This is a genomic window from Mycolicibacterium frederiksbergense, from assembly GCF_012223425.1.
GTDB classification, from domain to species: domain Bacteria; phylum Actinomycetota; class Actinomycetes; order Mycobacteriales; family Mycobacteriaceae; genus Mycobacterium; species Mycobacterium frederiksbergense.
This window is the reverse complement of record NZ_CP038799.1, coordinates 4,580,031-4,599,210: the sequence shown is the minus strand read 5'-3', so window position 1 is coordinate 4,599,210 and position 19,180 is coordinate 4,580,031. Positions and strand designations below refer to the sequence as shown.

The window sequence follows — 19,180 nt, the reverse complement described above, 5'->3', positions numbered from 1 at the left end:
CGAAAGCTGCTGCGAGTTTCTTCAGAGAACCCGCAGCAGCTTCACGTTCGCAGAAAGTCCTCGGGTTATCAGGCTTCCGAGCGCACGAGACGGACGATGTTGACCGTCCGGCGGCCGCGCTTGGCGCCGAATTCCACGACGCCGGGCGCCGTGGCAAACAGGGTGTCGTCGCCGCCGCGGCCGACGTTCACGCCCGGGTGGAAGTGGGTGCCGCGCTGACGGACCAGGATCTCGCCGGCCTTGACGACCTGGCCGCCGAAACGCTTGACGCCGAGCCGCTGGGCGGCTGAGTCGCGACCGTTGCGAGAGCTGGAAGCGCCCTTCTTATGTGCCATGTCTGTTCGCTCCCGTTCCTACTTGACTCCGGTGACCTTGAGCACCGTCAGCTGCTGACGGTGGCCCTGGCGCTTGTGATAGCCGGTCTTGTTCTTGAACTTGTGGATACGGATCTTGGGGCCCTTGGTGTGCTCCAGGATCTCGCCGGTGACGGCGACCTTGGCCAGATCGTCGGCCGCGGTGGTCACCGTGGCGCCGTTGACGACGAGAGCAACCGGCAGAGAGACCGACGAGCCGGGCTCGGACTCGATCTTCTCGACCTTGACAATGTCCCCGACGGCGACCTTGTACTGCTTGCCGCCAGTCTTGACGACTGCGTACGTGGCGTTATCGGCTGCCATCGTGGATCTACCTCTGCTTCGTTCGTCTGGGCGCGCGCAAATTGGGATATGCACGTGCGGGTCTTGGGTGCGGGCCGAGCCAGCAGTTGCGGCTGCAAGCCCCGCGACAACTGGTCAAGGGTACGTGACCAGCGGGTAGAGGGTCAAACCGCCTGTTCGATCCCGTCTAGCCGGCCGGTGGGCCTGCCGGTCGGGCCGCCGCCCGCCTGCGGACCCGACCCCTGGGGGCCGCGACCGGGGGCTCGTATGCCGCCGATTCGTCGTCCTCGGAGTCGTCATCCTCATCGGAGTCGTCATCGTCGTCCTCGTCGTCGAGAACCTCGATCTCGTCGTCGTCCTCTTCGTCATCGTCGTCGTCGAGGTCGAGATCGTCCTCATCGGACTCGTCATCGTCCGAATCGTCATCGTCCGAATCGTCATCGTCCGAATCGTCATCGTCCGAGTCGTCGTCAGTGTCGTCGTCCTCCGAGTCGTCGGCGGTCTCCCCGAGGCCGGCACCGATGGCCGGTTCCTCGGTCTCGGCACCGTCAACGGTCGGCTCGTCGGAGTCGCCGGTGTCATCGTCGACGTCGACGGGGGCGTCGTCGTCCGGTCCGTGCACGCCGGCCGCCATCGCCTTGAACATCGGGTGCTCACCGGCCGCGTGGGCCGGCACCTTCGCCATCTGGATGTCGTCGGCGACCTCTTCGGGCTTGGCCGCCTTCTTGCCCCGCTTGCTGCGGCGGCTGTTGCCGGAGCCAGGCTCGGACTTGCGCCCGCCGCCGCCCCCGGACGGCCCCGCCGAGTCCACCGGATCGGCGTGCAGATGGATGCCGCGGCCCGCGCAGTGCGTGCAGGTCGTGGAGAACGCCTCGATCAGGCCGGTGCCGAGCTTCTTACGGGTCAGCTGCACCAGGCCGAGTGAGGTCACCTCCGACACCTGATGGCGGGTGCGGTCCCGCGCCAGCGCCTCGGTCAGCCGGCGCAGCACCAGGTCGCGGTTGGACTCCAGCACCATGTCGATGAAGTCGATGACGATGATCCCGCCGATATCGCGCAGCCGCAGCTGGCGCACCGTCTCCTCGGCGGCCTCGAGATTGTTCTTGGTGACCGTCTGCTCGAGGTTGCCGCCCGACCCGGTGAACTTGCCGGTGTTGACGTCGACGACCGTCATCGCCTCGGTGCGATCGATGACCAGGGTGCCGCCCGAGGGCAGCCACACCTTGCGGTCCATCGCCTTGGCCAGCTGCTCGTCGATGCGGTGCACCGCGAACACGTCGGGGCCGTCCGGCGCGCTGGGCTCATACTTCGTCATCCGCGGAACCAGCTCCGGGGCAACGGAACTGACGTAGTTGCTGATGGTGTTCCAGGCATCGTCACCGGACACGATGAGGCCGGAGAAGTCCTCGTTGAACAGGTCACGGATGACCTTCACCAGGACATCGGGCTCTTCGTAGAGCGCGATCGCGGCGCCGGCCTTCTTCTTGGTGACCTCGGCGGCGTTGGCCTCGATCTGCGACCAGCGCTCCTGCAACCGGTTCACGTCGGAACGGATGTCGTCTTCCTTGACGCCCTCCGACGCGGTGCGGATGATCACGCCGGCACCGGCCGGGACGACCTCGCGCAGGATCTCCTTGAGGCGCTGCCGTTCGGTGTCGGGCAGCTTGCGGCTGATACCGGTGGACGACGCACCCGGCACATACACCAGGTAGCGACCGGCCAACGAGACCTGCGTGGTGAGCCGGGCTCCCTTGTGACCGACCGGGTCCTTGCTGACCTGGACGACGACATAGTCGCCGGGCTTGAGGGCCTGTTCGATCTTGCGCTGGGCACCGCCGAGACCGGCGGCCTCCCAGTTGACCTCGCCGGCGTAGAGGACGCCGTTGCGGCCGCGGCCGATATCGACGAACGCCGCCTCCATCGAAGGCAGCACGTTCTGCACGATGCCGAGGTAGATGTTGCCGACCAGCGATGCCGAGGCCGCCGAGGTGACGAAGTGCTCGACCACGACGCCGTCCTCGAGGACCGCGATCTGGGTGTAGCGGGCGCCCTCGTGCGGCGGTTCGGTGCGGATCTTGTCGCGCACGATCATGGTGCGCTCGACGGCTTCGCGGCGGGCCAGGAACTCGGCCTCGCTCAGGATCGGCGGACGCCGACGCCCGGCGTCGCGGCCGTCGCGGCGGCGCTGGCGCTTGGCCTCCAGTCGGGTGGACCCGGAGATGCCCTGGATCTCGTCGGGGTCGCGGCCGGCCTTCGCCGACTTCGCCCGGGGAGCGCGCTCGTGCACGACCGTGTTGGGCGGATCGTCAGGTGCGACGGGTTCGTCGGAATCTGCCCCACCCGACTTGCGACGCCGGCGACGGCGACGGCGACGGCTGCCCGCCTCCGAGCCCGCTCCGTCCTCACCGCCGTCATCGTCGGAATCGTTGTCCTCCGAGTCGGCGTCCTCGCCGTCGGTGTCCTCGCCATCGGCGTCGTCGGCGCCGGCATGATCGGCGCCATCGGTCTCGTCGTCACCGGTGTCGTCGCCGTCCTCGGCGCTCTGCTCACCGCGTCCGCGGCCACGGCCGCGGCGGCCCCGACGGCGCCGCCGGGCGGCGGGCCGCTCGGACTGGTCATCGTCACCGGCGTCGTCGCCGTCGGCTTCATCGGTGTCGTCGTCGGCGTCCTCGGTGACCTCGGCAGCGGGCGCAGGACGCGACTTGAGCGCCGTCACCGGCTGCGGGGCCACGAACAGCGGCAGATAGGGCGCCGGTTCGGTGGATTTTTCGCCGTCCTCGGTCACCGCGTCGGGGACCGGCGGGGCCTCCAGCAGCAGGCGGGATTCGGGCTCTTCGACGACCGCGGCGGGCTCCGGCACGGTGGCCGGTGCCTCAGGGGCGGGCGCCTCGGCGGCGGGGGCGTCAGCCGGGGTCTCGGCGACCGGGACCTCGGCCGCGGCTGCGGCGGCTTCGGCGTTGAGGACCTCGCGGACCTGTTCGGCCTGGGCTCGCTCGACGGTCGAGTGCGGGCTGCGGGCCCGGCCGTCCAGCTCGGCGAGTGCATCGACAATGCGCTTACTGGTGGTGCCCAGCACGCGGGCCAGCGAGTGAACTCTCAGCTTCGCCGGCAGTTCTTCGATCTGGGTGTTCTCGGACAGGTCTTGGGTAGGGGCGTCTTCGGCCACAAATTCTCCTCAAGCCCCCGGGCGCGTCGTGATGACGCGGCCACGCGAGGGCTTCCGCTATGGGTCCGGGGAGCTTCTCCCGAACTTGTTATGGTCTCGCCCCGAGCGGTTCGCAAGGAACAAACTCGGCGCCTGGCTGAATGATGGCTGGACGCTCTGGCGCCGCACCGCTAACGCGATGGTCGCGCTCGTCGAAGTCTTCATCCGGGTGACCGACCCTGTTGTGGCGCCGGACTCCCGGGGTAAGTATCCCACACCGCTCGCCGGAATCTGACGAAGCGGTGAGAACGTGCGGCTAGGCGCCGGTCAGTTCCGGGAACCAGAGGGCGATTTCGCGGGCCGCCGACTCGGGCGAATCGGAGCCGTGCACCAGATTGTCCTGAGTGACAAGTGCCAGGTCACCACGGATGGTGCCGGGTGTTGCCTTTTCCACCGGATCGGTGCCACCGGCAACCTGCCGGAACGCTGCGATGGCGCGCGGGCCCTCGACGACCGCGGCCACCACCGGACCGGAGGTGATGAATTCGAGCAGCGAGCCGAAGAACGGCTTGCCGTCGTGCTCGGCGTAATGCTGCCGGGCCAGGTCGTCGGAGACGACCTTGAGTTCGAGAGCGGCAAACGTCAGCCCCTTGCGCTCGATCCGGCCGATGATCTCACCGATCAGGTGCCGCTGTACGCCGTCAGGCTTGATCAAAACCAGGGTCCGCTCAGTCACGGCGCACAGCCTACCGGGCAGTAATGACTAGTCCCGCTCGGGTGGCGGAGCGGCCTGCTGGAAGGGCAACAGCCCGCGGTCCTGGCGGCGTTTGACCTCGCTGCGCAGGTAGATCATCAGCGCCCAGACCCCGGCGAACACCACGCCGATGAACCCGATCGCACCGTGAATCAGGGCGCCGGCGACGAACACCGCCTGGATCCCGAGGTTCACCCAGATGATGCCGGGCCTGCCCTGCACCCCGGACATCAGCACCAGCACGACGGCCATACCGATCAGGAACGTTCCGCTCAGCGCGGTCAGGCCCTGGTCCCCCGCCGACACCACCGGAAGGGCCAGCAGTACGACGATGGCTTCCAGGATCAGTGCGGCGGCCATGATGCCGCGGAAGCTGCGCCACGGGTCACCGGGTACCGGCGCCTGCGGTGTCGCATCCGGGTCCGGTGTCTCCCCGGTCGGCGTGGCGCTCACTGTGGATCCCGCCCGAACAGGGTGCGCGCCGCACCCGCGGTGACAACCGAACCGGTGATGACCATGCCGCTCCCCGAATATCCTTCGCCGTCGTTGCCGGACTCTTCCACCAGCGCCGTCGCGGTCTCGATGGCATCGGGAAGCGCGGCGGCCGCAACCACCCGTTCCGGGCCGAACCGCTCCTCGGCCTTGGCGGCGAGCAGTTCCACCTCCATCGCCCGGGGTGAACCGTTGTCGGTGACCACGACCATGTCGAACGCGGGCTCCAGCGCCGCGAGGATGCCGTCGACGTCCTTGTCCGCCATTACCGACACCACGCCGACCAGGTAGCGGAAGTCGAACTCGTCAGCCAGGGCCTGGGTCAGGGCCGCGGCGCCGGCGGGATTGTGGGCGGCGTCGATGAACACCGTCGGCGCGCTGCGCACCCGTTCCAGCCGGCCCGGGCTGCTCACCGAGGCGAAGCCGGTGCGCACCGCGTCGACATCGAGCTGACGGTCGGCGCCGGCCCCGAAGAACGCCTCGACCGCGGCCAGCGCGAGCACGGCGTTGTGCGCCTGGTGCAAACCGTGCAGGGGCAGGAACATTTCCGGATACACCCCGCCGAGTCCCTGCAAGGTCAACAGCTGACCGCCGATGGCGACCTGACGCTCCAGGACCGCGAATTCCGAATCCTCGCGCGCCACCGCGGCATCGGCGCGCACCGCCTCGGCCAGCAGCACCTCCATCGCCTCGGGATCCTGTTTGGCGATGATCGCCACGGTGTCGATCGGAACCAGGTCGTCTTCGGCCTTGATGATGATTCCGGCCTTCTCACCGGCGATCTCGGCAATGGTGTCACCGAGGTAGTCGGTGTGGTCCAGCCCGATCGGGGTGATCACCGCGACCGGGGCGCCGATCACGTTGGTGGCGTCCCAGCGCCCGCCCAACCCGGTTTCCACCACCGCCACATCGATCGGCGCGTCGGCGAACGCGGCGAATGCCATCGCGGTGAGCACCTCGAACTTGCTCATGCGCGGACCCCCGGCCGCTTCGGACTGTTGGTCCACCAACTCGATGAACGGTTCGATCTCCCGATAGGTCTCGACGTACTGGGCCGGGGTGATCGGCTTGCCGTCGATGGAGATGCGCTCGACCGCCGACTGCAGGTGCGGGCTCACGATGCGCCCGGTGCGCCGGTGCAATGCCGTCAGCAACGCGTCGATGATGCGGGCCACCGATGTCTTGCCGTTGGTGCCGGCGATGTGGATCGCCGGGTAGTTGCGCTGCGGTGAGCCCAGCAACTCCAGCAGTGCGGAGATCCGTGTGGTGCTGGGCTCGATCTTGGTCTCCGGCCACCGCTGGTCGAGCAGATGCTCGACCTGCAGCAGCGCCGCGATCTCGTCGGGGGCGGGCTGGTTCATCGGGTCCGCCGGTTCTCCGCGCGAGCGCTCATCCCAGCCCGCCGAGGCGAGCCGTGATGCGCTCGACCTCTTCATGTGCCAGCTGCTGACGGGCCTTGATCTTGTCGACGACGGCGTCGGGTGCCTTCGCCAGGAACGCCTCGTTGCCGAGCTTGCCTGCGGTCTGGGCCAGTTCCTTCTGCGCGGCGGCCAGATCCTTCTCCAGCCGTTTGCGTTCGGCGGCGACATCGACGGTGCTTGAGGTGTCCAGTTCGACGAGCACGGTGCCCCCGGTCACCCGCACCTCGACGGCCGCCGACGGGGTGAACCCATCGGCGGGCTCGGTGAGCCAGGCCAGCGCGGCAATCGCAGGCAACTGGGCGTCCAGGCCCACGGCATCGATACCCACCACCTTCGCCGGCACCCGCTGCCGGTCGTTGAGACCCTGGTCGCTGCGGAACCTGCGCACCTCGGTGATCAGCTTCTGCATATCGGTGATGCGTTGGGTGGCAACGGAGTCCACGGCGACGCCGGATGGCGACGGCCATTCGGCGATGACGAGGGATTCCCCGCCGGTAAGCGTCTTCCACAACGTCTCGGTGACGAACGGCATCACCGGATGGAGCAGCTTGAGCAGACTGTCCAGCACCGTGGCCAGCACCGTGCCCGTGTGGGCGGCGTGGTCGGACTGCCCGAACTGCACCTTGGCCAGTTCCAGATACCAGTCGCAGAACTCGTCCCAGGCGAAGTGGTAGATCGACTCGCAGGCACGGCTGAACTCGTAACTCTCCAAGGCCGAATCGGCTTCGGCGCGAACCTCTTCCAGGCGGCCCAGGATCCAGCGGTCGGCATCGGTCAGCTCCGAGGGCACCGGCAGTGGGGCGAGCGCCGCACCGTTCATCAAGGCGAACTTCGTCGCGTTGAAGATCTTGGTCGCAAAGTTGCGCGACGCCCGGGCGTGATCCTCGCCGATGGACAGGTCACCGCCGGGGCTGGCACCGCGGGCCAGGGTGAAGCGCAGCGCGTCCGCACCGAACTTCTCGACCCAGTCCAACGGGTCGATGCCGTTGCCCTTGGACTTGCTCATCTTGCGGCCGAACTCGTCGCGGATCAGGCCGTGCAGGAAGACGTTCTGGAAGGGGACCTGCGGCCCGTGCGCGGCCTCGGTGGTGATGGCGTCATCGCCGGCCACGAAGGTACCGAACATCATCATGCGCGCCACCCAGAAGAACAGGATGTCGTAGCCGGTGACCAGAACAGTTGTCGGGTAGAACTTTTCGAGTTCGGGAGTGCGCTCGGGCCAGCCCATCGTAGAGAACGGCCACAGCGCCGAGGAGAACCACGTGTCCAGCACGTCGGGATCCTGCACCCAGCCCTCGGGCGGGGTCTCGTCCGGGCCGAGACACACCTGCTGCCCGTCGGGCCCGTGCCAGATCGGGATGCGGTGGCCCCACCAGAGCTGCCGCGAGATGCACCAGTCGTGCATGTTGTCCACCCAGGCGAACCAGCGCGGTTCCAGGCTGGCGGGGTGAATCACGGTGTCGCCGTTGCGGACCGCATCGCCGGCGGCCTTGGCCATCGATACGACGTTCACCCACCACTGCAGGCTCAGCCGCGGCTCGATCGGCTCGCCGCTGCGTTCGGAGTGCCCCACGCTGTGCAGATATGGCCGCTTCTCCGCGACGATGCGACCCTCGGCCGCCAGCGCCTCGCGCACCGCGACGCGGGCCTCGAACCGGTCCATCCCGTCGAACCGGGTCCCGGTGCCGGTGATGGCGCCGGCCTTGTCCAGGATCGAGGGCATCGGCAGGTTGTGCCGCACCCCGATCTCGAAGTCGTTCGGGTCGTGGGCGGGGGTGACTTTGACTGCACCGGTGCCGAATTCGGGGTCGACGTGGCCGTCGGCCACCACGATGATCTGCCGGTCCAGGAACGGGTGCGCCAACGTCTGTCCGACCAGGGCACGGTAGCGGTCGTCATCGGGGTGCACCGCGATGGCGGTGTCACCGAGCATCGTCTCCAGCCGGGTGGTGGCGACCACGAGGTGCGGCTCGTCGTCATTCATCGAGCCGTACCGGAACGACACCAGTTCGCCCTCGACGTCCTCGTACTTGACCTCGAGATCGCTGATGGCCGTCTGCAGCACCGGGGACCAGTTGACCAGGCGTTCGGCCTGATAGATCAGCCCGGCGTCGTAGAGCCGTTTGAAGATGGTGCGCACCGCGCGGGACAGGCCCTCGTCCATGGTGAACCGGTCGCGGCTCCAGTCCACGCCGTCACCGAGGCGGCGCATCTGCCCACCGATGGTGCCGCCGGATTCTCGCTTCCAGTCCCACACCTTGTCGATGAACAGTTCGCGCCCGAAGTCCTCTTTGGACTTCCCGTCGGCCGCGAGCTGCTTCTCCACCACCGACTGGGTGGCGATACCGGCGTGGTCCATCCCCGGCATCCACAGCACCTCATAGCCCTGCATGCGGCGGCGCCGGGTCAGCGCATCCATCAGGGTGTGGTCCAGCGCATGGCCCATGTGCAGGCTGCCGGTCACATTCGGCGGCGGCAGCACGATCGAGTAGGCCGGCTTGTCGCTGGCCGGATCGGCGGTGAAATATCCGGCGTCCACCCAGCCCTGGTACAGCTCGCTCTCTACCGCGCTCGGCTCCCAGGACTTGGGGAGGGCATCGGCACGGTCACGCGGGCTGTCGGTCACCCGTCGATTCTAGGGAAACCGCGCTGGGCTATTTCTTCCCACCCAACAGGCCACCCAAAATGTCCCCGATGACATTGCCCTGATTGCCGCCCTGGCCACCACCACCGAGCACGCTGCCCAGGATGCTGCCCAGCGGATTGTTGCCGCCGCCACCGGAGCCGCCGAGGATGCTGCCGAGCACATCGCCGAGCCCACCCCCGGAGGGCGCGGCCTGCGGCTGCGCGGGGGCGGAGTTGCCGGAGAACTGCTTGCCGATATAGGCCAGCACGATCGGCGCCAGGATCGGCAGCAGCTTCTTGATCAGATCGCCGCTGCCGGCACCCGTGCCCGCCAGCGCCGAGGCGACCGAATTGCTGTCGTTGCCGCCGAAGATGTTGGCGACGATCTTGTCGCCCTCACCGGCGTCCACATCGTCGACCTTGACCCCGCCGTCGAGCAGGCCGCTCGCGGCCTGTGAGCCGACCGCGGCCTCCAGGTCGGTGGAATCGATGTCATCGGCGGCGACGTTGGCCTGCAGCCCACCCACCAGTGCCGGCACCAACGTCCGGATGGCGTTGTTCACCTCGCCTTGATCCGCACCCAGTTTCGCCGCAATGTCCTGTACCGGAATTTGTGCGAACAGTTCATCCAGACCGGCCATTTCCCACTCACCTCTGTCGATGTCAGGTACCCCTGACCTGGACCCTAACCCTTTCGATCATGGCCCACAGGTGTTCGGCGCGGCCCGCCTCATGCCGCCCGAATCAGTTGAGGCGAGCGGTCTCCAGCGTCACCCCGGCAGCGGGCAGCCGGGTCAGCAGCGCGTCGCCCATGGCGGCGGCCGGTGTCAGCACCCCGTGCAGATCCGAGAGCTTGTCCCGGTCGAGCGCGAGCGCCAGCCCACACTCCCCGAGCAGCACCGCGGTGGCCTTGTAACCGGGATCCCCCTGCTGGGCGATGGTGGCCCGATACCGCGCGCCGGTGGTGGTCGTGGTGTACGTCTCGGCGCGGTAATGCCCCTTTTCCCGGGTCCGCTCGCTCGGCCCGGTACCCGGCTTGGGCAGCACGCGCTCGAGGAGCCCGCTGGGCACCTTGTTGATGTACCGGGTGCCCAGACCGAACATCCCCACATTGACCGCGGTGTCGAGTGCGGCGGCCACCGGTGCGACGACCGAAGAACCCATGCTCATCTGTTCGGAGTACCGGAAGGTGCGCCCGTACGCCCAGTCCAGCAGGGCGTTGCTGCGCCGCACGATGCGGGAATTGGGCGCGGCCATGGCGAACGCACCGGTCCACACGCCGTCGAGTTCGGGGGCGATCTCACGCCCGCGGCGCCACGGATTGTCGGACTGGTGGCCCAGCTCCGGCTCGGCACCGCGATCGGTGGTCAGCGTGTACGGGTCCGCGAGATCGTCGCGCGACTGCGGGTTGTCCGCCGCTGTCCGCATGAATTCGATCATCGAGGCAACGGTGCCGCCGGACACGCCGCCGGCGAACGAGCGCAGCACCAGCGCGGTCTCGGCGAGTTCACCCGCGCCGTCCTTGCGCACCCTGTCGTGCAGAGCGTAGACGGTGATATCCGAAGGCACGGAATCGAATCCGCAGGAATGCACGATACGGGAGCCGGTGTCGACAGCCTGCTTGTGGAACTGTTCGGCGCTGTCCCGGATGAACAGCGTCTCACCGGTCAGGTCGGCGTAATCAGTGCCCGCCGCCACACACGCCTGCACCAGTGGCAGCCCGTACTTCGTGTACGGCCCGACAGTGGTGATGACCACCTGGGTGCGCGCGGCCATATCGGCCAGCGTGGACGGTTGTGCGGTGTCGGCCTCGATCAACGGCCAGGACTGCGCCTCGGCGCCGAGGGTGTCGCGCACATCGCGGACCTTCACCAGCGAACGCCCGGCCAGGGCGATCCGCGCGCCCCTCCCGGCCTCGGCCAGGTACTGCGCGGTGAGCTTGCCGGCGAACCCGGTGGCGCCGTACAGGACGATGTCGAATTCGCGCTGTGAGGAGGTCATGGGTCCCGAAGTTACCCGAGGACCTCCGGCGGGCCCACCTCCCGACCAAATAGATGGTTGCCCAGAAATGCGATGACCACCTGGTACCAGATCTTGGCGTGTTGCGGGGCGCCGACCCAGTGTCCTTCGGACGGGTAGTAGAGGAACCGGTGGGCGCTGTTGCCGTCGTCATCGGCGGGCAGACCGGACATGCTCAGCAGCTCGTACCACAGCCGAAGTCCCTCGCCGATGGGCACGCGATAGTCCTTGTCCCCATGGATGACCAACATCGGAGTCCGGATGTCGGCCACGTGGTGGTGCGGGGAATTGCGCTGCGCCATCTCCTCGGTCATCTCACGCACCCACCAGTAGGCGCCGTCGGTGGTGTGGCCGAACTGATCGAGGGCCCACAGACTCGCGTGGGTGACGATGGCGTCGAAGCGATCGGTATGCCCGGCGATCCAGTTCGCCATGTAGCCGCCGAAGGATCCGCCCATTGCCGCCGTGCGCGACTCATCGACCCGCGGGTGCGCACAGGCGGCGTCGGTGACCGCCATCAGATCGGTATAGGGCGCCGCACCCCACGCTCCCCAACCGCGCTGGATGAAGGCCTGGCCGTATCCCGTCGACAGCGCCGGGTCCGGTAGCAGCACGGCGTAACCCTGCGCCGCGAGCAGCCACGGGTTCCACCGCCAGTGCCAGGCGTTCCAACTGGCCAGCGGACCGCCGTGAATCCAGAGGAGCAAGGGAGCCCGGCCGGCACCGTCTTCTTCCGGACTGTCCGGAAGCACGAGCCAGGACCGGACCGTGGCGCCGTCATGCGCGGTGGCCACCACCTCCTCGACGTGCCCGGGCAGCTCGGGCAGCGGGACGCACGGCAACACCGTGACGGAACCGCCGGGATCGATGCGCACCGGGTGCGGCGGCGTGAGATAGGAACTGCGCACGGCGAAGATCACGCCGCCGGGCGCGGTCCGCACATCGCTGTAGGTGTAGTCGTCGGCAATGAGGCGGGTGACCGCGGCCGTGCCGGGATCGACGGCGAAGATCGGCCCGCGCCCGCCCTCGTCCGCGGTGACGATCAACTGTGCGCCGTCGGCAGACCAGCTCACCGATGTCGGCCAGCGGTCCCAGTCGCCGAGCTCCACCCAGGCGTCGCCGAAGCTCATGCAGCACAACGTGATCCGCGGCGCTTCGGTGGGCGTGGAGGTTGTCTCGCGAAGAAACGCCAGCCGGCTTCCGTCCGGAGAAATGGCGGGCTGCCCCAGATCGGCGCCGGGATCATCGGCGACCGTGCTGTGCCGGCCGGTGGCGATATCGATACGGATGAGGCGCGAACGCAGCGCCACCGCGGGCGCCGCGGCGTTCCAGGCGGTGACCACGAACGTGCCATCGGCGCTGATATCGAGCGCGGTGTCACGCAGGGCACTGCCCGGGGCGGGGGTCAGGTCCTGCAGGGCGCCGGCGTCGAACAGGTGGGGCTGGTCGGGACCCAGGTCGTGATCCCAGTGCCGCACCGGATATCCGGTGTGCAGGATCGCCGAGACCTTGTTCTCCTTGCGCAGCGTACGGAGACGCTTGTCCTCGTCAAGATTCGTCGCCGCGGACAAGACCGGCGCGGTGACGACGGTCCGCGCGGCGCGTTGCGCCGTGCGCACCGCGGCCACCCCGCCCGGCAGCGCAAGCTCTTCGACCGCCTCACCCCCGGCGGCGGGCAGTCTCCACAGCGCTGCGGGTGGGTCGTCCTGCCCGTCCCGCGGACGGACCGCGACGAACAGCAGGTCACCGCCGGCGGTGAAAACGGGCCCGGACTCGCCCTTGACGCCGTGCGTCAGCCGCCGGGCGGGTTGGACGCCTTTGGGATCCAATTCCCATATGGCGGTGATGTATTCGGTGTGTTCGTGATTCGGTTCGCTGATCGTGGTCACCACGCGCTCACCGTCGGGAGCAACGGCCAGGCCGGCCACCCTGGGCAACGCGAAGTAGGCATCCAGATCGTCGAACGGCGTCATGGCATCACCGTATCGCTGTGATCCATCGGCCGGGCCGCTCCGCAACTCAAAGGACGTCGGTGACCTGACCTGTGGCATCGGCACGCACCTGCTTGTTGCTGCGCTCGCCCTGCACACTGACCAGGATCTGCAGATCGTCCGAGAAGGGCAGATTTCGCTTGACGACGACGGACTGCACCGCGCCGTCGGCGATACCGCTGGCCCCGATCGCGTTGTCGACCGCGGTCATGATGGCGGTGGCGGGCACATCGGTCACCGGGAACAGGTTCTGCTGCAGCGCCTCCGTGTCGTCGTTGTAGTCGACGGGCCGCAGATCGCCGACATGGCTTGCGGTGTAGGTCCACTGGTTGAGTTCCGTCGGCGCGGCCGGGTCGACGGCCTGGACGGTGACCACCTGCCCGGTGATGACGATCTCGACCACGTTCATCGGGTCGGCACCCGCGCGCTCGGAGATCGCGGCGAACGCCGCGTCGATTCCGTCGACGGTGAGCAGTTCGCCTGCGGCGAGGTCGTTCAGTCCCCCGGCCGTGTCGCTGAGCTGTGCGACGGCGGTGGTGCGGCACACCTCTTCACGCGGAATTAACTCGCATTGACCGCTCGGACACATTCGCGCAGTTAGTTTCAATCCGGTACACCGTCAGTACCTCAAGGCCACTGTGATTAAACGCAGTGCCTCCCCACCCCACCCCACATCCCCAGAAACGATCGGCGGAGGTCCTTTTGACACCTGAAGTGGAGGACGCCCTCTCAACGATGGCGGCCGTCAACAACGAGTTCTTCTACTGGATGTCCATAGCCTTGATGATGCTCATCCACGCGGGCTTCCTCGCCTACGAGATCGGCGCGTCGCGCTCGAAAAACGTGCTCGCCACCGCAATGAAGAATCTGCTGGCGTTCGCCACGATCGTCGCGTCGTTCTTCTTCGTCGGCTGGTTCCTGTACAACGCGATGCCCAGCGGCTTCCTCGAGATGACCGACGCGGCCAAGGCGGCTCTGCCATGGAGCGACAACATGGGCCCGAACACCGCTGACCCCGCGAGCGGCATCTTCTGGGGTGCCTTCGCACTGTTCGCAGCAACCACCGGTTCGATCATGTCCGGTGCCGTGCTCGAGCGTATTCGGACCAGCGGCTTCCTGGTCCTGACGGTGTTCGTCGGCTCCGTGGTGTGGATCGTCGGCGCCGCCTGGGGCTGGCACGGCGCAGGCTGGATGCTCACCCAGATGGGCTTCCACGATGTCGGCGCGGCCGGATGCGTGCACATGATCGCCGGATTCGCAGCGCTGGGCATTCTGATCAACCTGGGCCCGCGCATCGGTCGGTTCCTCCCTGATGGCACGGCGGTCACGATCCGCCCGCACAACCTGCCGTTGACCATGGTCGGCCTGTTCCTGATCTTCACCGGGTTCTTCGGCTTCCTGATGGGATGTGTCATCTACGGTCCCGGGGGCTATGCGACGATCTACGGGAGCCCGACGACGTTGAGCGCCTTTGCCTTCAACACGCTGATGGGCATGGTCGGCGGCATCATCGGCGCGTATGTCATGTCACGTGGTGAGCCGTTCTGGACGATCTCCGGCGGCCTTGCCGGTGTCATCGCCGTGGCGGCGGGGATGGATCTGTACCACCCCGCGCTCACCTTCGTCATTGCGCTTGTCGGTGGCGGCCTCGTCCCCTTCATCGGCAAACTGCTCGACAAGATGAAGATCGATGACGTCGTGGGCGCCGTCGCCGTGCACGGCGGTATGGGCTTCTACTCATTGGTCATGGCGGGGATCTTCCTCGCCGGGTATCCCAACACCGACGGCAACCCGTCGATCTCGTTCTGGGGTCAGTTGATCGGTGCCGTTGTCTTCGCCGCTCTCGGGTTCATCCCCGCATACCTGGTGTCGCTGGGCCTGAAAAAGGTTGGTCTGCTGCGGATCCCACCGGAGGTCGAGGAACAGGGCCTGGACCTGTCCGAGGTTCCTGCCACCCCCTACCCCGAGGGCATCCCGGTGACCGCCATGAAGGTCAACGGATCTTCGGTTCTGGTCATCACCGAGGAGGTCAAGTAGATGTTCAGCCCCATCACCAGCTATGACGAGCCGGGCGTGGTATTCACCTTCGGCGGCAACAGCGTTGGCACCTGGCTGTTCTTCATTCTCGCCGTGGTGCTCTTCGTGGGATTCTTCGTGAGAATGATCCAGCACGAGAATCACGCCTACAAGGCGATCATCGAACACACCCCGGTCGAAAAGGGCCCCGCCGCCGAGGGGGAACCGCCCGTCTACTGACCGCAGACAGCACGCCGATATCGCCCCGAATCCGCACGGATTCGGGGCGATTCGGCATCTCGGCAGCAGGCAGCGCTCACCCGGCGGAGCGCAACCACTGCACCGCGCGGTCGCGGTACCCGATGATGCCCTTGTAGTCGGCGATGTCCTCGGGCAGCTCGGCCAGTACGGCCGCCGCCCGCACCCGCCAGGCGTCGACGGCAGCCACATCGGACAGCGGCAACATGTAGGTGCGGATCAAAAAGCAGATCGAACCCGACTCCGGCAGTCGGATCAGATGCTGCACCTCGACCCGCAGGTGCACCAGTCGCCCGAAATCCTCGTCGGTGACACCGTTGATCATCGCGCGGTCCGGGCCCCACTCGTGATACAGCTCTGTCGAGACATCAAGGCGACGACCGATGGTCAGCGTCCAGTTCGTGCGCCGGTAGGTCTCACCGGGCTGCAACCGCATCAGGAATTCCCGGGCACGGGTGATCACCCCGGTAGCCCGCAGCCGGGGCACCGGTCCGTGGATCTCCAAGAACGTCATGCCGACATCGAACCCGAACGACCAGTCGGCGGCGAAGGTGACCACACCCGCATCACCGAACAGATCGCCATCGCGTTGATCGAGCAGGACAATGTCCTCCTGCACCTGGCCGGCGATGTAGGCAAGCGGTTCCGTGGGCAGCGTGCTCTCATCACCGAGGACGAAGTCCTGCTCGATGCCCAATCTGTCGTTGCGCCAACGCCAACCGGTGCCGTGCCGGTGCAGAGACATGATGTCGGGATAGCCGGCCGCGAGCTCGCGCATCAGAGTCAGCATGGTGTCCCAGCAGGCCGGACGCATATGCGGCAGGACCGCACTCCGGGTCGGATCGGTGGCCAGAATGGCCGACCGCTCGGCCAGTTCGTGCTCGTACTCACTGTCGACATCGACCACCCGCTCGCCCCACCGGCCCACCGGGGTCGCCACCGCAGACCCGGCAGGCTCGACATTGGTGGTGTAGCGGTACGTGTCCGCGGCGAAGGGAAAAGGAAAGGTGCGGACGAGATCGGGTGTCGAGATCACAGTGCTACCTCCAGGGTGTCGGCTCCGCCACGCGACACACAGGCCATCAGCGCATCACCGGCTTTCTTCTCGGCATCGGTCAGGTACAGGTCGCGGTGCGTGATCGCACCGGCCGCGACCGGCAGGCGGCATTCTCCGCACACCCCGCGGCGACACAGATTGGGCACCTCGAAGCCCCGGCGCTCCAACTCCTCCAGCAGCGAGACGCCGGCGTCGACGACGAACTCCTCACCGGTGGAGGTGACCCGGGCGGCGAACGGCTCGCCCGAATCGAGCGCGTCGGATCCGAAGTGTTCCAGGTGGATCCGACTGGCCGGCCAGCCCAGATCCGCGGCCGCGACGGTGACGTACTCGATGAACGAGGCCGGTCCGCACACGTAGAGATGGGTACCGAAGGGTTGGTCGGCAAGTGCGACGAGCAGCTCGTCGGTGAAATCCGCACGCCTGGTATGGATCGAGGCATGTCCACCGAGTTGAGCGATGGTGTCCGCATAGGCCGCCCTGCCCTCTCGGTGGATGTAGAGCAGGCGGACGTCACGTCCCCAGAGCCGGGCACTGCGTAGGTGCGACACCATCGGGGTGATACCGATTCCCGCGGCGACCAGCAGGTGTCGGCGCGCGCGCAGCACCGGCGCGAACGCGCTGCGCGGCGGGCTTGCGGCGACGGTGTCACCCAGCGCCAGTTCGTCGTGAATCCACCGCGAACCACCGGCGCCGTCGTCACAGCGCAGCACGGATATCACGTACCCCATCGGCGAGTTGCCGTCACCGGTCAGCGAATAGGCGTTGGCGCTACCACCGCACTCCAGGACGATGTGGCTGCCCGGCGTGAAGGACGGCAGGGCCGTTCCTTCGGGATCGGCCAAGGTGAGCGTCCGGATGCCGCTGATCCTGTCATCGACCGCGGTGACGACGAGTTTGAGGGTGTTCACGACACGACCTCGGCCGGGCATTCGGCATCGACCATGAAGCCCAGATACGTACCGCCCCGCCGCGAAACATGGTGATATACCAGCAATTTTCGCTCACACGATGCGCAGGGAAGCACCTGGTCGAGCTGCACCCGGGCGCGGGTGACGAACCCACAGTGCACACAGTGCACCGCGCGCGAATCGACGTCGGTGGACGCCACTGTCATCTCGTCATCCGCGACACCGAGCCCGGTCGCGGCGCCCCGCAGTTCCAGGCACGCATCGGCGGGTCCGGCCATCATCAGCCGCCACCCCACCCGCGCGTCGGCCAGGTCGGCTGTCAGTGCCGCGCGCGCCTGCCCGGCATCCACCTGGTGCAGGCGTACCGCGGATTCGTGACCGGCCGAGACGATCTGGGTCATCCAGCCCCGTGCGACGTCGGCGCCGCGCGGCCCGAAGGCGATGATCGTCCAGGCCCGCCCGGAGAGATCGGCATCGGGTTGGGTGGGGTTCAGCGCCCAGCCGGGCACACTTGTCAGCTCGAGGTCCGGTCGCATGAGCCCTTCCCGTGGACACCAGTGGTTGACGACGTGGCCCTTCAGGAAACCAAAGGCGCGTTTCGGTGATGTGACCTCACTGTCTCGTCTGGTTGACGTGGCGCCCGATATGGTCGGCGACATGTCCGAGCGCATCATGATCGTCGGCGCCGGTATCGCCGGACTGGCCACCGCGGTGGCCCTGCGCCGGGTGGGTCATGACGTGACCGTGATCGAACAGCGCACCGATACCGCCATCGGTGCCGGTATCAGCATCTGGCCCAATGCACTGGCCGCACTCGACGTGCTGGGCCTGGGCGAGCAGGTGCGCGCCGCCGGCGGCAGGGTCAGCGCCGGCGCGTTGCGCTGGCGCGATGGCCGGTGGCTGCGCAGACCGGCCGCCGACCGGATCGTGCGGGCGTTGGGCGAACCACTGGTCATCATCCACCGCGGCACGCTCACCGAGATTCTGGCCGCGGCCCTGCCCGGGAACACGGTGACCCGCGGCGTCGCCGCCACGGCGCTGGAGGTGTCGGGCACCGGAGCCCGGATCACGTTGTCGGACGGGTCCGTTGCCACCGTCGATGCCGTGGTGGGTGCCGACGGCGTGGACTCACTGGTGGCACGGCATCTCAACGGCGAGCTCTCCCGGCAGTACGCGGGTTACACCGCCTGGCGCGGAATCGCCTCGTATGCACTGGATCCCGATCTTGCCGGGGAAACGATGGGACCCGGACTCGAGGTGGGCCATGTGCCGATGGGCGCGGCGCACACCTATTGGTTCGCCACCCAGCGGGTACCGCAGGGCCAGACGGCAGCCGGCGGGGAGCACGCACACCTGCAGCGCGTGTTCGGCGACTGGCCGGAACCGATTCCCGCCCTGCTGGCGGCCACCGACCCGGCGGCGGTGCTCCGCAATGATCTCTACGACCGCGCTCCCGCCGCCACCTGGGCCCGCGGCCGGGCGGTGCTCGTCGGTGACGCCGCGCATCCGATGCGCCCCCACCTCGGCCAGGGCGGATGCCAGGGCCTGGAGGATGCGGCGATTCTCGCGGCGCTGACCGTCGGCGGGGAGACCGATCTGTCCGGCGCATTCGAGCGCTTCGCGCAGTTCCGGAGGCGTCGGGTGCGGGCACTGGTCCTGGAATCCCGGACCGTCGGGCGCGTCATCAACATGCGACCCGCTGCACTGGGTGGGCTGGCCGGCAGGGCCACGGCGCTGATTCCCGAGGCGGTGCTGGCCCGGCATCTGGCCGCAGTGGCCGGGCGGTCGGCCTTCGTGTTACCCGGCGGCTGAGCACTGCCCGGCGACCGAGTGCG

The 19,180-nt window shown here is 67.8% G+C and carries 17 protein-coding genes; 3 read left to right on the top strand and 14 right to left on the bottom strand.

Going from position 1 to position 19,180, the window contains the following annotated elements; genetic code table 11:
- Positions 1-68: 68 nt before the first annotated feature.
- From rpmA to EXE63_RS25300, 11 genes are all read right to left on the bottom strand, one after another.
- Positions 69-335, bottom strand: coding sequence for a 50S ribosomal protein L27 (gene rpmA / locus EXE63_RS25350; protein ID WP_019513236.1), 267 nt, complete (start codon positions 333-335; stop codon positions 69-71).
- 18 nt (positions 336-353) lie between these two features.
- A complete protein-coding gene (gene rplU / locus EXE63_RS25345) occupies positions 354-677 on the bottom strand; it encodes a 50S ribosomal protein L21 (protein WP_168144207.1) in 324 nt (107 codons plus the stop codon).
- A 166-nt stretch (positions 678-843) separates the two neighbouring features.
- Positions 844-3,822: a ribonuclease E gene (gene rne, locus EXE63_RS25340; RefSeq protein ID WP_168144206.1), complete on the bottom strand. Its 2,979-nt coding sequence runs from the start codon at positions 3,820-3,822 to the stop codon at positions 844-846.
- A gap of 295 nt (positions 3,823-4,117) precedes the next feature.
- On the bottom strand, positions 4,118-4,537 hold the full coding sequence (gene ndk / locus EXE63_RS25335; protein ID WP_168144205.1) for a nucleoside-diphosphate kinase: 420 nt from the start codon (positions 4,535-4,537) through the stop codon (positions 4,118-4,120).
- A gap of 27 nt (positions 4,538-4,564) precedes the next feature.
- Complete coding sequence (locus EXE63_RS25330) at positions 4,565-4,915, bottom strand: DUF4233 domain-containing protein (RefSeq protein WP_168145769.1); 351 nt, start codon at positions 4,913-4,915, stop codon at positions 4,565-4,567.
- Between the two features lie 89 nt (positions 4,916-5,004).
- The gene (gene folC, locus EXE63_RS25325) at positions 5,005-6,408 is read right to left on the bottom strand and encodes a bifunctional tetrahydrofolate synthase/dihydrofolate synthase (RefSeq protein ID WP_168145768.1); all 1,404 of its coding nucleotides are present in this window, start codon (positions 6,406-6,408) and stop codon (positions 5,005-5,007) included.
- A 28-nt stretch (positions 6,409-6,436) separates the two neighbouring features.
- On the bottom strand, positions 6,437-9,094 hold the full coding sequence (locus EXE63_RS25320) for a valine--tRNA ligase (protein WP_168144204.1): 2,658 nt from the start codon (positions 9,092-9,094) through the stop codon (positions 6,437-6,439).
- Positions 9,095-9,122: 28 nt separating this feature from the next.
- Positions 9,123-9,734, bottom strand: coding sequence for a DUF937 domain-containing protein (locus EXE63_RS25315; RefSeq protein ID WP_168144203.1), 612 nt, complete (start codon positions 9,732-9,734; stop codon positions 9,123-9,125).
- A gap of 103 nt (positions 9,735-9,837) precedes the next feature.
- Positions 9,838-11,094: a saccharopine dehydrogenase family protein gene (locus EXE63_RS25310; RefSeq protein WP_168144202.1), complete on the bottom strand. Its 1,257-nt coding sequence runs from the start codon at positions 11,092-11,094 to the stop codon at positions 9,838-9,840.
- A gap of 11 nt (positions 11,095-11,105) precedes the next feature.
- The gene (locus EXE63_RS25305; RefSeq protein WP_168144201.1) at positions 11,106-13,085 is read right to left on the bottom strand and encodes a S9 family peptidase; all 1,980 of its coding nucleotides are present in this window, start codon (positions 13,083-13,085) and stop codon (positions 11,106-11,108) included.
- A gap of 46 nt (positions 13,086-13,131) precedes the next feature.
- Positions 13,132-13,650 carry a hypothetical protein gene (locus tag EXE63_RS25300; RefSeq protein ID WP_168144200.1) on the bottom strand — a complete coding sequence of 173 codons (519 nt, stop codon included), beginning with the start codon at positions 13,648-13,650 and terminating at the stop codon, positions 13,132-13,134.
- A 155-nt stretch (positions 13,651-13,805) separates the two neighbouring features.
- Between EXE63_RS25300 and EXE63_RS25295 the strand changes: the two genes are divergently transcribed.
- Together EXE63_RS25295 and EXE63_RS25290 are read left to right on the top strand one after the other, a co-directional pair.
- Positions 13,806-15,140, top strand: a complete 1,335-nt coding sequence (locus EXE63_RS25295; protein ID WP_168144199.1) for an ammonium transporter — start codon at positions 13,806-13,808, stop codon at positions 15,138-15,140.
- Positions 15,141-15,359: a hypothetical protein gene (locus EXE63_RS25290; protein ID WP_168144198.1), complete on the top strand. Its 219-nt coding sequence runs from the start codon at positions 15,141-15,143 to the stop codon at positions 15,357-15,359.
- 76 nt (positions 15,360-15,435) lie between these two features.
- Here EXE63_RS25290 and EXE63_RS25285 read toward each other — a convergent pair whose 3' ends face one another.
- From EXE63_RS25285 to EXE63_RS25275, 3 genes are read right to left on the bottom strand one after another with little or no spacing between them, the layout of a single operon-like run.
- Positions 15,436-16,413: a heme-dependent oxidative N-demethylase family protein gene (locus EXE63_RS25285; RefSeq protein ID WP_168144197.1), complete on the bottom strand. Its 978-nt coding sequence runs from the start codon at positions 16,411-16,413 to the stop codon at positions 15,436-15,438.
- Positions 16,410-17,345, bottom strand: a complete 936-nt coding sequence (locus EXE63_RS25280; RefSeq protein ID WP_234904262.1) for a PDR/VanB family oxidoreductase — start codon at positions 17,343-17,345, stop codon at positions 16,410-16,412. The genes EXE63_RS25285 and EXE63_RS25280 overlap by 4 nt, the downstream gene beginning before the upstream one ends.
- Positions 17,342-17,881: a dimethylamine monooxygenase subunit DmmA family protein gene (locus tag EXE63_RS25275; RefSeq protein WP_168144195.1), complete on the bottom strand. Its 540-nt coding sequence runs from the start codon at positions 17,879-17,881 to the stop codon at positions 17,342-17,344. The genes EXE63_RS25280 and EXE63_RS25275 overlap by 4 nt, the downstream gene beginning before the upstream one ends.
- 121 nt (positions 17,882-18,002) lie before the next feature.
- On the opposite strand from EXE63_RS25275, the gene EXE63_RS25270 reads away from it, so the two are divergent.
- A complete protein-coding gene (locus EXE63_RS25270; protein WP_168144194.1) occupies positions 18,003-19,157 on the top strand; it encodes an FAD-dependent oxidoreductase in 1,155 nt (384 codons plus the stop codon).
- Positions 19,158-19,180 lie beyond the last annotated feature (23 nt).